We start from the raw sequence: 16,140 nt of genomic DNA, 5'->3' as shown, positions 1-16,140 counted from the left end.
AATAACAAGGAGGAAGATAGAACATGAATATCAATTTACAGAACAAAATCGCATTGGTAACAGGTTCCAGTGGAGGGATTGGTGCTGCTATTGCTGGAGCGTTAGCTCGTTGCGGGGCGAAGGTCGCTGTGAATGGTCTGCACAATATGGAGCGGGCGGAGGAAGTCGTGACTGCAATCCGGGATGCTGGTGGTGAAGCGGCGGCATTTCAGGCAGATGTGACGGATACGGATGCGATCAGAGCGATGGTTGAAGATATTACACTCCGTTTCGGCGGTCCAATTGACCTGTTGGTTAACAACGCGGGACATCTGGTGGAGCGAAGCCCCATTGAAACGATGAGTGAGGAGCTGTACAGCCGGATTATGGATGTCAATCTGAAGAGCACCGTCTTTGTCTCCAAAGCAGTCATTCCTGGCATGAAGGCGGCTGGTGGCGGACGAATTATCAATCTGACCTCCGTAGCGGCCCATAATGGGGGCGGGCCGGGTGCAGCGATTTACGCAGCATCCAAGGCGGCTGTCATGGCGTTAACCAAAGGGCTTGCCAAAGAGCTTGCCTCTGGCGGGATTACGGTGAATGCGCTCTCCCCCGGCTTCATCGGACAGACGGCTTTCCATGCTACGTTCACCTCGGCAGAAGGTCGGTCTTCTGCGGTAAACAGCATTCCGCTTGGACGGGAAGGAACTCCCGATGATGTCGCTGGAGCGGCGTTGTACCTGTGTTCCGACCTGGGTTCTTTTATAACCGGAGAGACGCTTGAAATCAATGGCGGCATGTATATGCGTTGATGTTACAACAATTGCGATAAGGAGGGGGAAAAACGATGGAAGTGAAGCGAAAACTTGCAGAAAAGTCCTTGTACCAACCCATCAGCGGGCCGTTCCATGTGGACTATGCGCCTGACGAGCATACCGTTCTGGCAGAGAATCCGCCAAGGTTTACCTGGATGGCGGCACAGCAGGAGGATGAGAATGCCTATCTGCTGCAAGTGTCGGCGAGCCCTTCTTTTCAGGAAGAAGAGACGATGACCTTTGCGCCGATTCCGTATAACTTTTTCACGCCAGACCGGGTGTTTAAACCTGGGGATTATTATTGGCGATATGCGCTGCTTGTAGATCACCCAGTGCAGCAGCAAGGGAGCGAATACGAAGCGCATGTCTCACAGGGGAAGCAAGGGAGTGAAGCCGAAGGGCATGCCTCGCAAGGGAAGCAAGGAGAAATGTCGGCTTGGAGTGAGGTGCGGCGGTTCACTGTGCCAGTGGGATTACCCGAGACACCGCTACCTTCCCGGGCGCAGCGATACGATTCCACAGACATGTCTCACCCCCGGCTGTGGCTTGGTGAGCGTGGGCTGAATGAACTTGCGGATGGTGTTGCGTCCGATTCCACGTATTGCGGCTGGGATGCGTTTATGGCAAATTCCGTGGAGCCATGGGCAAACCGTGAACCCATTCGTGAACCGCAGCCTTACCCGGAGAACAAACGTGTCGCCGCACTTTGGAGGCAAATGTACATTGACTGTCAGGAAACGTTATATGCGATTCGTCATCTCAGCATCGCGGGGCGGGTGCTACGTGACGAACTGCTGCTTGATGCGGCGAAAACCTGGCTGTTGCATGTGGCAGCTTGGGATACGGAGGGAACGACCTCCCGCGATTATAATGACGAGGCGGCCTTTCGGGTTGCCGCTGCGCTCGCTTGGGGTTATGACTGGCTGCATGATGAGTTGAACAGTGAAGAGCAGGAAGTGGTCAGGCGCAGTTTGCTACGGCGGACAGAACAGGTAGCCCAGCATGTGATGGTTCGCTCGAAGATTCATCATGTGCCCTATGACAGCCATGCCGTGCGTTCATTATCCTCCGTGCTTGTGCCCTGCTGTATGGCCTTGTTGCATGAAGAGCAGCAGGCTGCAGAGTGGCTGGATTATGCAATCGATTATTATGCCTGTCTGTACTCCCCATGGGGAGGCAGTGATGGAGGTTGGGCCGAAGGTCCGATGTATTGGACAACAGGCATGGCCTATGTGACCGAAGCGATGAATTTGCTGCGAAACTATGCGGGCATCGACTTTTTCCGTCGGCCATTCTTCCAGCGTACCGGGGATTTTCCATTCTACGTCTACCCGCCTGATGCACGGCGCGCCAGCTTTGGGGACCAGTCTACGCTGGGTGACCCGGTAAACTTGAAAACAGGTTATCTTGTGCGCCAACTGGCTGGGGTTACAGGCAATCGCTCGTACCAGTGGTATTTTGAGCGTGTACGTCAATCTGATCCGGGGACAGAGGGTGCTTTTTATAACTACGGTTGGTGGGACTTTAACTTTGACGAATTAGTATACCGCCACGATTATCCGCAGGTGGAGGAAGAGTCGCCTGTGGACATCGAGCCGCTGAAGTGGTTCCGTGATGTGGGGTGGGTAGCCATGCATCACCGGATGGATGATCCGGATGAGCATATCATGCTGCTTCTCAAGTCAAGCCGTTATGGCTCGATCAGCCACAGTCATGCGGATCAGAACAGCTTTACTCTGCATGCATTCGGTGAGCCGCTCGCGGCGGATACGGGCTATTATATCGCGCACGGAAGCTCCTTTCACCGGGAATGGCGCAGGCAGACACGCTCCAAAAACAATCTGCTGATTGGCGGAGCAGGTCAGTATGCCGAGAACAATAAGGTGCTGAATATGGCTGCAACCGGTCAGATCGAAGAGGCCTATTGGCGGGATGGCGATGGTTATGTGCGCGCGGTAGCGACCGATGCTTATGCCAGCACCGTACCTCATGTGAAGCGTGTTGTACGGGAGATTCATTTTCTGCAATCCGCCTACTTCGTTATTGTGGACCACATTGATCTGGAGAAACCGGACAGCATTCAATGGCTGTTCCATGCGCTGCACCCGCTACAGTTGAAAGGGCAGAGCTTCCGCCTGAACGGTACTAAGGCGGGGCTTGAGGGGACATTTGTCTATGCTTCCTCCGGTGAACTGGCGCTTAGCCAGACGGATCAATTTGCAGAGGTGGACCCGGCAGAGTACGAAGGGCTGGACCGACATTATCATCTGAGCGCGGAAACGCGGTCTGCCACAAGTCATACAATTGTTACGCTGCTTGTACCATATAAGATCGAGGAGCCGAAGTATGTCCCCTATTTCATCGATGACCAAGATCACGGTATCCATCTCTATTTTACCGACAACGGTGTAACAAAGAAGATCGAGGTATCCAAGACGTACTAGTAAGTGCTGACCTAAAGAAAACGCAATCTCATCTAAAACATCCCCATTGTTGCAGGCGGTGGGGATGTTTTATCATCTTTATGAAAGCGCTTCACAATAAGTGATACCTAAACCTAAATCAGGATGAAAAGAGGGGTAGCATGAAAAAGTGGATGGTCACAGGCATGGCGCTATTGCTGGCGGCAACCTTCATGGCGGGATGCAGCAAGGGGAGTGGGGCTGAATCTGGTGAGAATGGGGGAGACGGCAAGACGAGGTTCTCCATGTCACTGCGAACGTTGGCGTATACGTATGTGGAGAAGTCACCGGACATCAACCAGGATAAATGGGTGAAAAAGCTGGAGGAGCTGACCAATAGTGATCTGAAAATCGTGCTTGTGCCTCATAAGGAATATGAGCAGAAAATGGTCCAAATGTTTGCCACCAACGATATTCCTGATGTGGTGCAGGGTGATGGCGGTGTCAACGGCAAGGAGATGGCCGGCTCGGTTGAAGCCGGAGTATTCCAGCCGCTGGATGAGCTGTTGCAGCAGTATGGGCAAGATTTGCTGAAAGCCGTGCCGAAGGAAGCCTGGGACCAGGTCACCCATGACGGCCAGATCTATGCCATTCCCGAATATTTATCCAATCCATCCCGCCGGGCAACCTGGATTCGTAAGGATCTGCTGGACCAAACGGGATTGCCGGTGCCCACCACGGTGGAAGAAACATTGGAAGTGCTGCGTGCCTTTAAAAAGCTTGGTGTGGAGAATCCATATATGGGGCGTGAAGATTTCAAATATGCGGATACCTTCTTTGGTGCCTATGATGTGCAGCAGTTCCTGTCCATGATGGAGCAGCAGGGCGACCAGATTGTACCCAAGTTCATGGATAACGAGAATATGCAGCAAGCCCTGACGGTTTATAAGACGATGTACGAAGAAGGGCTGATTAACAAAGAGTTTGCGACCATCAATTCGACGGTATTCAAAAATACGATTCTCTCCGGCAAGGCGGGCATGTGGTCCATGAACGCCAACGAACTGATTCAATGGGAGAAGCAGATCAAAGCGTCGGTTCCCGATGCCAAAATCGAAATTATCCCTTCCCCTGTTGGCCCGGACGGTAAAGGTGGTTACTATCTGTACGGTCCGGTGACACGTGCCTACTTTATCAATAAGGATGCGGCTGATCCGGCTTCCATTATCCGTTTTTTTAACTGGATGGTGTCCGATGAAGCGGAGAAGTTTTTCACGTACGGCACGGAAGGAGAAACCTACACAGAGGATAATGGCGTGATTTCGTACACCGCTCCAACGGATTCCGCTGGCGTGGATGAAGAGCGTTACCGTCAGTCTTTCTTATGGTTTGTTCAGGACACAACGTACAATAAAGGCTCGTTATCGCTGACAGAAGAAGGCAGGAAACTGATGAATATTTACGATACGATTTTAGCCAAAGAAGGCCGGGATGGCATCAACTTTGATCCGCGGTTGGAGGCCTTTGTGCAGAATCCCGAGATTGCTCCCAATTCGGATACACCTCCTCAAGTATTGCTCACGCACATGATCAAGATGGTTTATGGTAAGGAGCCCATCTCCGATTGGCCAAAAGTGGTTGAGGAATGGAAATCCAAAGGTGGCGATCAGGCCATCGAGGAAGCTACGGAGAAATTTAAGAAGGGTGAGGGAGTGTCAGCCCCGCGTCGCTAACGATATAAGTTGAACAATACATTTACACGATCACAGCGATCGGAAGGTTTTTCTGTCATTGGAGTGGCAAGTCAGGTGAATACGGAGGGATACTAATGAAAGACTTGTTCAAAACGTGGACGAAGCGGGCTGCACTTGTTGCCATATCTTTCATACTCATTACCGGTATCGCCATTCCTGTGCATGAAGTCCGGGCGATGGAAGACGATATTCCTCATTCTGTTATCAATGCTGCACAGGAAGAAAATATCCCGGAACCCGAGGGGCCCGAACTGGAGATTTACGCGGAAAACTTTGATGATCCCGACAATTTTGGCTCTACGGGCGGAATTGCATTAAAGGCACCATGGCGTCAGGACGGTGCGGGCGGGAGCAAGGCCAAAACGTCATCTTCAACAACCGCACCATCCCAACCCAACATGATCAAGATAGACGGAACCGATGCACTCGCGTTGCCACTTGATCTGACCGGATACGGAAACATCCGGCTAAGCTACTACACAAGAGCTTCCTCCTATATAAGCGGAAGCGTGATTATTGAATGGTCGAAGGATGGTGGAATTTCCTGGTCAACGCTGGAGACGTTCCAACTTCCCCCAGGAAATCCAGACATAAAGAATAAGGAAGGCAATACCTTAAAAAGCTGGACGCTGGGTGCGGAGGCGAACAATAACAGTACAGTGAATATTCGATTTCGGACAGGAGATGTCATGCAGGCCAACATGTATATCGACAATGTTGCCATTTACGGTCAGGCCATTCCGGGTATAACGCCTGCCCCGTCCCCAGTGCCACCTGGAGAGGAGAATACTAAATTTACACCACCGCAAGGAGTGACTTTATACGAGGATGTGGAGATTGGCATGGCTGGTGGACGGGCGATGTATTCATCCATTGCTGTTCCCGAGACTGCGGCAGCTGAACCGATGCCAGTCATGATCTATATTCACGGAGGTGGGTGGAACCACGGGGATCGGAAGCAGGCATTAAACTCCATATGCAATTATGTACTCAAACGTGGTTACATCGGTGTATCTCTGGACTACCGGCTGACGCCTGAGGCGCCTTTCCCTGCCCAGATTCAGGATGTCAAACTTGCTATCCGATATTTGCGGGCCCATGCCGCCCAGTACAATCTGGACCCAAGTCGTATCGGCGTCTGGGGATCATCTGCGGGCGGTCACCTGGCCGCATTACTCGGGACCACGGGGGACTTGGTCGCTGGTGATCCCGTCGTGCTTGATACAGGAGTCACGGTAGAGGTACCGAATCTCGAAGGTTCTGGCGGATGGCCTGAGTATTCGGACAAAGTGCAGGCGGTTGCCGACTGGTACGGACCCGCTGATTTTACGACGACATTTGCCAATAATTATAGCTCGGTCACGGCTCTGCTAGGCGGTCATCGCGCATTGGATGTACCGGAACAGGCCAGACTTGCGATGCCGGGCACGTATGCTTCACCGGATGATCCACCGTTCTGGATTCGCCACGGGGATGCTGACGCCACCATTCCATACACGGACAGTGTTACTTTTGCAGAGCAGCTTCAATCTGCGGGTGTCCCGATGGTGGATGTGAAGATTGTACCCGGTCAGGGCCATGGATTTACAGGTACAGCTTCCGAGAATGCTAATGCGGAGGCATGGGCCTTCTTGGATGAACATGTGAAGAACCGGATCGTTACGGAGCCAATTATTTTCAAAAGTAATCCCGAAGACACTTCGTATGGAGATGAAGAAGAGGAAGAAGAAACACCATTGATTGAGAAGGTCATCGCCAGCAAACTGCCAAGCGACGATGCGGCGATTGACAGCAGCAAGCCTGACCTGAATTTCAATAAGGCTACAGGTTCCAGCACCGGATTACTAAGTATTTCTTCCACTTCATCAACCAAGAAATATGTATATCTCAAATTTGATATGACCGGAAATGAGCCGGAAGGAGATCGGTATCGACTACGGATTGCCGCCAAGAAAGGAACATCGAATACCGATACAGAGTTGTCTCTGTATGGTGTGGATGCTACAGACTGGAATGAATCATCATTAACCTGGTCGAATGCTCCCGTCCAAAGTCTGAGCGAAGCTTCGCTGCTGGGCACACTCCATGTCACGGCAGATCGGAATGGAAGTCCGGCAGTCTATGAAGTGGATGTAACCGATTATGTGAAGAAACGTGCAGATGTTGGGCAAGTGGCATTTTTGCTCGGGGACGCGGGGGCAACAAGTGTCTCTGTAAACGTATATACCAAGGAAGCCAACGGAACGAGTAATCCGCGACCACAGTTATCAGTCATTGCTTTGATTGAAGAGGGCAGTGACACGCAGTTACCCGAATGGGAGCAGGGAGCCGAGCTGGAGATTCGCAACTGGGGAACGGATTTTGCAGAACTGAGATGGCCTGCTGCCAGTGACGATACGGCTGTATCTGCCTACCGGATTTATCGGGATGGAGTTCTGCTGAGCGAACAAGGTAAGCAGTCATTCCGGGACAGCGGACTTGCAGCGGATACACCATATACATTTCAAGTGAGGGCGATTGACGAAGCGGGCAACATCAGCAGTGCTTTATCAACCGAAATGATAACCCTTGGCGTTCCGGTATCGTCCCTGCCTGTGGCTTCCGTCACGGCAAGTGGCAGCGACGGCAACCTGGCGACCAATACCCTCGACAATAACAGCTATACACGCTGGTCTGTTGCAGGAGAGGGGCAATGGATCACATTTGATCTGGGGCAGGCACAGCCAGTGGGTTATGTTGGGATTGGTTTTTACAAAGGGGATATCCGAAAGACATCTTTTGAGATGGAATCGTCTGTTGACGGTGAGCAGTGGACCCAGATATTTAATGGCGAAAGTAGTGGGGATACAACCGAAATGCAGGCGTTTGATATCCCGGACACTTCTGCACGTTATGTGCGAATCACCGGACGTGGCAATTCCGATGGAAGTATCTACACAAGTCTGAGCGATGTGCATCTGTATGCTCCTTTTGCAGGGGGAGGGACACCTGTGGCTCTAATTCCATACATCGTGCCCCATCCACCTGAAGGGACGATGCCCTTTATCGCCCCAGGTCTAACGGAAACGGATGGCACACCACATGCTGTCCATGCTCCACATGCCGTGACCGGACGTATAATTGATGTACGGGATTATGGAGCAGATCCTGCTGACAACACGAGTGATGACCGCCCTGCTATACAGGCTGCGATGGACGAGGCCAACGTTGGGGATGAAGTGTTTTTGCCTGATGGAGTGTACAATTTGTTATCCTGGCCGGATGGCAGCACCAACCTGATGCTCAAATCCGGAGTGAATCTGAGAGGTGAGAGCCGTGAAGGAACTGTGCTCAAGACATCGCTGAATCAGGTGACGGGAAGTGCCGTTCTGAAAGCATCGGCTCAGCATAGCATTCTCGTATCCAACATGACCATAACTTCAGCCTGGTCCGGCAGCTACACGACCGATCATCAATCCAATAATCCCTCCGCAGGGGGGCCGGATAGCATGATCCATATCGCCAATTATGGCGAGGCACCATCGTATGACATTACGATTGACGGCGTAATTGTGGAGAAGTTCAAACGAATGGCAATCCGCATTGAGCACAGCCGCGATGTTGTTGTGAAGCATGCAACCTTCCGCAATGCAACAGATCTGGGCCCTGGAGGTTCAGGTTATGGCATTTCGATTCAGGGAACGGCCAAGACCGATCGGCTCGGATTTGACAATGATACATTATGGAACGTGGTTGAGGACAGTACATTTGAAGGTCCTTATCTCAGACATGGAGCACTGATTCAGTTTGTAGCTCATAATAATGTGTTACGTGGCAATACGTTTAACGGAACAAAGTTGGACGCCATCGACCTTCATGGTGAACTGGAGTATTTGAATGAAATCTCCGGCAATGTCATTATGGACGTATTGACAGGCGCAGGGATTGGGCTCGGCAATACCGGGGGTTCGGCGCCAAGCAACCACAGCAAGTCTGGCAAAGGGAACTACATTCATGACAACACAATTACCAACAGTCGAATCGGTATTTCGGTAACCATGGGTACCCCCGATACCCTAATTGAGGATAATCTCATCGAGAATACTACAGTGATTGCAGAGGCAGCAGGGATCAAAGTGTTGAACGGACCGGGCACGGTGATTCGCGGCAATGTAATTCGTAACAATACGGCGAGCGGTTACTGGGGTGTGAGGCTTGAGCGCGACAAAGGTGATGCCGGAGCAGGCAATGTCGGCGAAGGGGACCCTGAGAACGTGTGGATTGAAAATAACCTTATTGAAGGGAATACAAACGGAATCGGCCTCTTTGCCGGAGTAGGCATTCTAATGAAGGCCAACATTCTAAACAATGTGAATGAGGATTATTACAAAGCAGCAGGTGTGACCGTTACCGAGTTATAAAGAATCAGAACAAGTAGCCTGGCAGGCGTCTATATAAGTTGAAGCTCAATTTTACACCATACTGCAATCGGAGTGATAAGGTGTAACATTTATAGTTCAACTTATGTAGCCTGATGGGCTACTTTTTGTTATGAATCATTTATTTAAGATTCACTAAAGGTTCGTCCCCTACCATGATTACATAAGCCCCAGTTGCTTACCGAGAAACCAAGAAGGAGGATTCATCATTTGAATATTTTATTACGAAAAGTTGCAGTAACGGCATTATCCCTGACCATGGTAACGTCATCTTTTGGGCTGATCGGAAGTCCGAATGCGGCATTTGCCGCAGAGAACACAGCGACAACCACGAGTGCAGGCGTGACGCAAGCTTATGAATCGTTGTTCCAGACGGATAACGTCATTAATGTGAGTGTGACGATTGATGATGCAGACTGGAAGAGCATGCTCGAAAGTCCGCTGGATAAGGATTATAAGAATGTTAGTGTGGAAGTGGACGGCAACAAGCTGGACAATGTCGGTTTTTCCACCAAGGGCAATCTGACCCTGAAAGCCGTAGCATCAATGGAAGATTCGGACCGTTACAGTTTCAGACTGAAGTTTGATAAATACGACAAAACACAAACGCTGCTTGGACTGGATAAAATGGTACTAAACAATAACTACGCCGATCCGTCGTACATGCGTGAAGTTCTTCACTATGAAGCACTGCGCAGCATTGGCATGGATGTACCAATGACGAACTATGTTAATTTGTACGTTAACGGCGAGCTGGTTGGTTTCTATACTGGCGTTGAAGCGGTGGATGATAGCTATCTGGAGCGCAACTACGGTGAGGATTACGAAGAAGGCGTCCTCTATGATACGGATGAGAAGAGTTATCTTCAATATGAAGAGGGCAGTGACTACAGTACAATCACCAAAGACTTGGGTACGGATAAGGATAAAGCCAAACTCAAAACCTTCATCCAAACGCTGAACGAGATGCCAGAAGGTGAAAAAGGTGATATTGAAAGTGTACTGGACGTAAATTCGGCACTTCAATATATTGCAGGCAACATGGTTTTTGGCAACTATGACAGTTACAACGGTGACAAAGGACACAACTACATGCTTTACAGTGATGCCTCTGGCAAGTTCACCGTTGTTCCTTGGGACTTCAACATGTCCTTCAACGGGTACTCGGGTGGAGGTGGACGTGGCACAACAACCGGATCAACCACGACCAACACGAACGCAACAAACGTATCTGTGAACGAGCCGGTACTAGGCATTAACATGGAAAATGTACCGATGATTAACAACCTGCTTGCTGTGCCGGAGTATAAGGAAAAATATTTGAGCTACGTCAATGAACTGACAGACTATATGGAAGGCATTCAGGATCGTATTACTGGCCTTGCCGATGAGATTCGTCCTTATGTGGAAGCAGATCCAACGAAGTTTTATACGACAGAACAGTTTGAATCCAACATCGCTTATTCTGCCAATGCAGACGCGGCAGGTGGTATGGGGGGCGGTACACCACCAGCAGGATTTGAAGGCATGACCCCACCTGAAGGCATGGAAGGTATGACGCCGCCTGAAGGTTTCGAAGGAATGACACCTCCAGATGGAACAACACCTCCAACTCAGTCGGGTGCTGCAACTGGAAACGGTACAACAGATGCAACAACGGGTACAGATAATACGCAGACACGCCCTGGTGGTAACTTTGGCGGCGGAGGCATGGGCTCCATGGCAGCCGGATCACTGACGACATTTGCACTGAACCGTCTTGCGAATCTGCAAGAGCAGCTTGGACGTGAAGTAACGCCTTTGCCTGAGACTTCGGAAGAGACAGGTTCGAATACCTCATCCGGAACAAACGACAAAACCATTACCGTAACACTCGATGGTAAATCGATCACATTCCCGGATCAGGACCCACTGCAGCAAAATGGCCGAGTGATGGTGCCTGTGAACGCAATCCTTGAAGCAATGGGTGCAGAAGTGACTTGGGACAAAACGGCGAAGTCGGTAACAGCTGTTCTGAATGATCAGACCCTTGTGCTCAAGATCGGGAGCAGCACCGCAACCGTAAATGGGGAGACACTCGAAATTGATGCACCAGCGATCATTCAAAACAGTCGCACACTTGTGCCTGTACGCTTCATCTCAGAAGGACTGGGACTTACCGTGGACTGGGATCAAACCGCTGCACAAGTAAGCCTTACATCCAAATAAGAAATATCTCCTGCAGATCAACGTTGTTGTATGGAGAATAAGAAAAGGGATTCGGTGGTCAGATCGAATCCCTTTTTGTTCTGCTTTTCAGGTTAGACGGAGCGAACATCCAGCAAAATCCGACCTCGTCCATGTCTGGCCTCACTTTTGGCATGCGCTTGATTCGCTTCACTTAAAGGGAAGATGGAATCAATCTGTGAACGGAGGGAACCGTTAGCGATTAGCTGAGCGATTGTGTACAGATCCTCTGATGTCGGGAATTTGGAATTAAACTTGGCTGTAACGCCATACTGCGCTGCTTTTTCGGCAGAAGGCAGTTGAGTTAACGATACCAGTTTACCCCCAGGTTTCAGAACACTCCATGAGCGATCTTCGATCTCTCCACCAACAGCTTCAACAACCAGATCGACATTGCTTACCAGTTCTTCAAACAAGGCTGTCTTGTAATCAATCACTTGATCAGCACCCAATGAAGCAACAAAATCAACATTGGCACCAGACGCGGTAGCAATAACATGAGCGCCTTTCCATTTTGCCAGCTGCACCGCGAATTGTCCGACACCGCCCGCAGCAGCGTGGATCAGAACGGTTTGCCCGGCTTCCAACTCACCTTCGGTGAACAGTGCTTTCCATGCAGCTTCAGCTCCGCCTTTAATGGTCGCAGCATCCTCAAAACTCAGGTCGTCTGGCATATGCACCAAATCCTGAGCAGGAGCCATACCATACTCGGCATAACTTCCGTTCACATTACCAAAAACGCGATCTCCCGGCTTGAAGGTATCGACACCTTCTCCCACGGACTCAACGATGCCTGACATGGCCGTTCCGGGTGTATAAGGCAGCTCTTTGACAAACACGTCCTGCAACCAGCCGTTACGAATCTTCCAGTCCAGTGGAATGGCTCCAGCATACTGAATGCGTACCAGAACTTCGCCGGCAGCTGGCTGGGGCTTATGGACTTCCTGTTCGAACTGTAATGTATCGGATCCTCCGTATTGATGAATTTGAATAGCTTTCATTTTAGATGTATGCATTGTGTACATGCTCCATTCGTTAAGGAAATTTAGGATAGAGATGAATCAATCTGTGCAGCAATTTTCTGTGAAAGAGATAAAAGCAAGTTCTTCTCTTCATCGGAGAGGCCAGCTGTGGTGATCTGCTCCACTTGGCGCCAAGCGTTATTCACTTGATCCTCCAGTGCGCGTCCGGCTTCTGTCAGGGATACAATGGTCACCCGTCCATCGGTTTTGGACCGACTCCGAGTAACGAGACCGGCATCTTCCAGGCGGCGAACAGACTTGGCTACAGTTGAATGGTCCAGGCGAAGTGTGCGACCGAGAGAATTTTGGGATTGATGGTCTTGGGCATATAACTGCATCAGCATAATCTCTTGACCGGGAAAAAGCCCGGTATCCCGAATCAACTGCGCAGCAAGACCCTTGTGAGAGCGTGCCAGAGCAAAAATGCTAAAACTGATGGGATAGTTCGCTACTGCACTGAATTCCTCATTATTTAATTCTTGAAGATTATCATTTTTTTTGAAATCATCTTTGGTTGTCATCATGTACCTCAACTTTCTTAATTGTGTTGTCGGCAACATAAATATATCACTTAAATATGTGGTTGGCAACATAATTAAGTGATATATTTTTTGTGCTTACTTATACATGAATATTGACATATCCAATTTCTCTTTCTAGATTGTTTAAATTTCCAGACAGCAGATCATTCTCACATAATTACGGAGAAAGCGGAAAAACTTTGATTTTTAATTTTGATTACTGTGATAAAAGTCACTGAAATATTATAAATATTGTGAACACTCCTACCGATAAGACTATAGTGATATTCGAAACGGAATCGAAATCGGCTTGAATATCCCCACAATTACATAGGGAAAAGGGTGGCTCACACACATGCGAAGCATGAGCATCGGTACCAAAATCAGTTTGATCGTTATCAGTATATTTATCGTCTTCTCCTCAGCCGTGGCGGTAAGTGTAATCCTGGAGATGAGACAGGGGATTACGACATTTGCTACAGAGAAAGCGAAGCGAGATCTGGAGATGGCGAATAGTATCATTACATATAAGCATCCAGGAGATTGGGCCATTAAGGACGGACAATTATTCAAGGGAGATACCGCGCTGGAAGGCAACTTTGAACTGGTGGATGAGATTGGACAAGCGTCTGGGGACACGGTGACGATCTTCCGAGGTGACGAACGTGTTGCAACAAATGTCATGGTGGACGGAAAGCGTGCTGTCGGCACGAAGGTATCGGACGAGGTCGCCCAGACCGTTTTGCAGCAAGGGGAAAAATACTTCGGTGAAGCCGTGGTTGTGGGTCAGAAATATCAGACGGCCTATGAACCAATCAAGAACGCATCCGGAGAGATTATCGGAATTTTCTATGTTGGCGCTTCTCAATCGTTAATTGATGTGATTATCTCCTCGTTCCTCAAGACATTCCTGATCGTATTCCTGCTTGCAATGTTAGTCGCAATTACCCTGATCCTGCTGTACGTTCGCAGGGTGAGAGTAAGAATCGAACGGGTATCCGTAGCGATTAAACGTGCGGGTACGGGCGATTTCACACAGCCAGTTGTGGACAACGTCCAAGACGAGATTGGCATGCTGGGCATGGGATACAATGAGATGAGAAGTAATCTCCAGGTCATCATTCAAGGAGGACTTCAAGCTGCGGAGAAAGCAGAGCATTCGACTGGGCTGCTACTGAAGATTGCGGACCAAACGTCCAAAGAATCGGCGCAGATTGCATCCTCCGTTGAACAAGTCGCACAAGGAGCCGAGAGTCAGACAATTAGTACGGAAGATAATCTGCAGGCCATGGAAGAAGTGGCGATAGCCGTACAACGCATGGCGGACAACGCCTCCAGCATCTCGGACTCTGCTTTGTATTCACGCAAACAGGCTGAAACCGGAGGTGAAGCGGTGCAACTTACCGTTCAGCAGATGTCTACCATTGAATCTTCCGTTACAACAACGGATGAAGTCATTCGTATGCTGGAAGGGAAGTCGGCAAAGATTAGCCAGATGGTTTCCGCCATTCATGAGATTGCAAATCAAACGAATCTGCTTGCCCTCAATGCATCCATTGAAGCAGCAAGAGCAGGGGAGCATGGCAGAGGATTTGCCGTCGTATCTACCGAGGTTCGTAAACTGGCCGAACAAGCTGGAGACTCTTCAGATCGTATTGAAGAACTGGTCGAAGCCATGGAACAAGATATGCAGCAATCGCTATCGGCCATGTCGAGAGTGAAGGACGAAGTACAGGAAGGACTGCGATTGACCCGGGAAACGGAGCAAAACTTCAGCCTGATCCGGGATACAAACCTGCGTATTGCTACAGAGATTGAGGACATGGCTGGGACAAGTGAAGAGATGTCCGCAGGCGTGGAACAGATTGTGGCTTCTGTGCATGAGATCGCTCGCCATGCGCAAACTGCTAGTACCAATTCACAACAGGCTGCCGACTCTGTCCATGAACAGCTCAAGTCGGTAGAGCAGATCAAGGCATCTGCGGCTATTTTGTCTGATGTGTCGACAGAGCTGCAGACCTCACTTAGTCCGTTTAAGATTTAATATCTGTTACAATAGGGAAAAGGAGGGACTACAATATGGCCCCTGATAAAACAAAACTTTTCCCGAATGAGAATATCCGTACGGTATGTTACATTCAAAACCTGCCGCCGCGTTCCAACGTGGACATCGGTGATTATACGTACTATAGCGATAATACAAATCCGCCAGAGCAATTCTATGACCGGATACAGCATCATTATGACTTTATTGGTGATCGCCTAGTCATTGGGAATTTCTGTGCAATTGCGGAAGGTGTGACATTCATTATGAATGGTGCGAATCATCGGATGGAGGGTATGACCACGTATCCGTTCAACATTTTTGGTGGAGGATGGGAGCGTGTGACACCTACACTGGAACAACTTCCATATAAGGGTGACACGGTACTGGGGAGCGATGTATGGCTTGGACAAAATGTAACGATCATGCCTGGTATCACGATTGGAGACGGGGCAATTGTTGCCTCCAATTCAACCGTTGTTAAGGACATTGAACCCTATACGATTGTTGGTGGTAACCCAGCCAAGACTGTTAAAAAGCGTTTTGACGAAGAGACGATTGCACTGCTGCTGGAATTGAAGTGGTGGGATCAGGATGAGGAATGGCTGGATACGCATTTGGAACGTCTTGTCTCTACATATGATCTACAGATCTTGCGCGAACTTCTGAACAGCAAATAGGATGGATGTGCATTGTGCTTAAAAGACAAAAAAAGCTGGTTCCTGATGGAGCCGGCTTCCAAGCAAATCAGGCCCTGGACCGTTTTGAGCGGATCAGGGCCTCTTGTTGTCCAAGATGAAATGTTAATTTAACGGGTGGGTGGTCGTAGGGTACAATCAGACTTTGTTGATGGGGGCTTCAAATGAGTGTGATTTTCTGTATGATCCGAGTTTGTCTGTTTGCCTGAATAAAAGTTAATGATATCATCAACGGTAGTAAACACGACATTTAAATCCATA

9 protein-coding genes are annotated in these 16,140 nt (G+C 49.5%); 7 read left to right on the top strand and 2 right to left on the bottom strand.

The genetic code is table 11. The features are described from left to right. Positions 1-23 precede the first annotated feature (23 nt). The 5 genes from ACDJ59_RS20575 (at position 24) to ACDJ59_RS20555 (ending at position 11,576) form a co-directional block, all read left to right on the top strand. Positions 24-791, top strand: a complete 768-nt coding sequence (locus ACDJ59_RS20575) for an SDR family NAD(P)-dependent oxidoreductase (protein ID WP_413405358.1) — start codon at positions 24-26, stop codon at positions 789-791. Positions 792-826: 35 nt separating this feature from the next. After that, positions 827-3,238, top strand: coding sequence for a DUF4962 domain-containing protein (locus ACDJ59_RS20570; protein WP_413405356.1), 2,412 nt, complete (start codon positions 827-829; stop codon positions 3,236-3,238). Positions 3,239-3,378: 140 nt separating this feature from the next. Further along, positions 3,379-4,929: an extracellular solute-binding protein gene (locus tag ACDJ59_RS20565; protein WP_307414754.1), complete on the top strand. Its 1,551-nt coding sequence runs from the start codon at positions 3,379-3,381 to the stop codon at positions 4,927-4,929. Between the two features lie 95 nt (positions 4,930-5,024). After that, on the top strand, positions 5,025-9,350 hold the full coding sequence (locus ACDJ59_RS20560; protein ID WP_413405353.1) for an alpha/beta hydrolase fold domain-containing protein: 4,326 nt from the start codon (positions 5,025-5,027) through the stop codon (positions 9,348-9,350). Positions 9,351-9,578: 228 nt separating this feature from the next. Continuing rightward, positions 9,579-11,576 (top strand): CotH kinase family protein, encoded by a 1,998-nt coding sequence (locus ACDJ59_RS20555; RefSeq protein ID WP_413405351.1) that lies wholly within the window; start codon positions 9,579-9,581, stop codon positions 11,574-11,576. A 92-nt stretch (positions 11,577-11,668) separates the two neighbouring features. On the opposite strand, the gene ACDJ59_RS20550 is transcribed toward ACDJ59_RS20555, so the two are convergent. Both ACDJ59_RS20550 and ACDJ59_RS20545 read right to left on the bottom strand, forming a co-directional pair. Further along, positions 11,669-12,610: an NADP-dependent oxidoreductase gene (locus ACDJ59_RS20550; protein WP_413405349.1), complete on the bottom strand. Its 942-nt coding sequence runs from the start codon at positions 12,608-12,610 to the stop codon at positions 11,669-11,671. A 29-nt stretch (positions 12,611-12,639) separates the two neighbouring features. Next, positions 12,640-13,140, bottom strand: coding sequence for a MarR family winged helix-turn-helix transcriptional regulator (locus ACDJ59_RS20545; RefSeq protein ID WP_413405347.1), 501 nt, complete (start codon positions 13,138-13,140; stop codon positions 12,640-12,642). A gap of 352 nt (positions 13,141-13,492) precedes the next feature. Between ACDJ59_RS20545 and ACDJ59_RS20540 the strand changes: the two genes are divergently transcribed. Both ACDJ59_RS20540 and ACDJ59_RS20535 read left to right on the top strand, forming a co-directional pair. Continuing rightward, positions 13,493-15,181, top strand: coding sequence for a methyl-accepting chemotaxis protein (locus ACDJ59_RS20540; RefSeq protein ID WP_413405345.1), 1,689 nt, complete (start codon positions 13,493-13,495; stop codon positions 15,179-15,181). Positions 15,182-15,216: 35 nt separating this feature from the next. Continuing rightward, a complete protein-coding gene (locus ACDJ59_RS20535; protein ID WP_413405343.1) occupies positions 15,217-15,861 on the top strand; it encodes a CatB-related O-acetyltransferase in 645 nt (214 codons plus the stop codon). Positions 15,862-16,140: the final 279 nt, after the last annotated feature.

Origin of the sequence: Paenibacillus amylolyticus, assembly GCF_047302515.1 — a bacterium.
In the GTDB taxonomy this organism is placed as follows: domain Bacteria; phylum Bacillota; class Bacilli; order Paenibacillales; family Paenibacillaceae; genus Paenibacillus; species Paenibacillus amylolyticus_G.
The sequence above is the reverse complement of the archived record's forward strand: the minus strand, read 5'-3'. Positions and strand labels throughout refer to the sequence as shown.

Excerpts from the sequence above, each read along its gene's own strand:
- ACDJ59_RS20545 (WP_413405347.1), bottom strand. The coding sequence starts at position 13,140 with ATGATGACAACCAAAGATGATTTCAAAAAAAATGATAATCTTCAAGAA.
- ACDJ59_RS20535 (WP_413405343.1), top strand. The coding sequence starts at position 15,217 with ATGGCCCCTGATAAAACAAAACTTTTCCCGAATGAGAATATCCGTACG.
- ACDJ59_RS20550 (WP_413405349.1), bottom strand. The coding sequence starts at position 12,610 with ATGCATACATCTAAAATGAAAGCTATTCAAATTCATCAATACGGAGGA.
- ACDJ59_RS20570 (WP_413405356.1), top strand. The coding sequence starts at position 827 with ATGGAAGTGAAGCGAAAACTTGCAGAAAAGTCCTTGTACCAACCCATC.
- ACDJ59_RS20560 (WP_413405353.1), top strand. The coding sequence starts at position 5,025 with ATGAAAGACTTGTTCAAAACGTGGACGAAGCGGGCTGCACTTGTTGCC.
- ACDJ59_RS20540 (WP_413405345.1), top strand. The coding sequence starts at position 13,493 with ATGCGAAGCATGAGCATCGGTACCAAAATCAGTTTGATCGTTATCAGT.
- ACDJ59_RS20565 (WP_307414754.1), top strand. The coding sequence starts at position 3,379 with ATGAAAAAGTGGATGGTCACAGGCATGGCGCTATTGCTGGCGGCAACC.
- ACDJ59_RS20575 (WP_413405358.1), top strand. The coding sequence starts at position 24 with ATGAATATCAATTTACAGAACAAAATCGCATTGGTAACAGGTTCCAGT.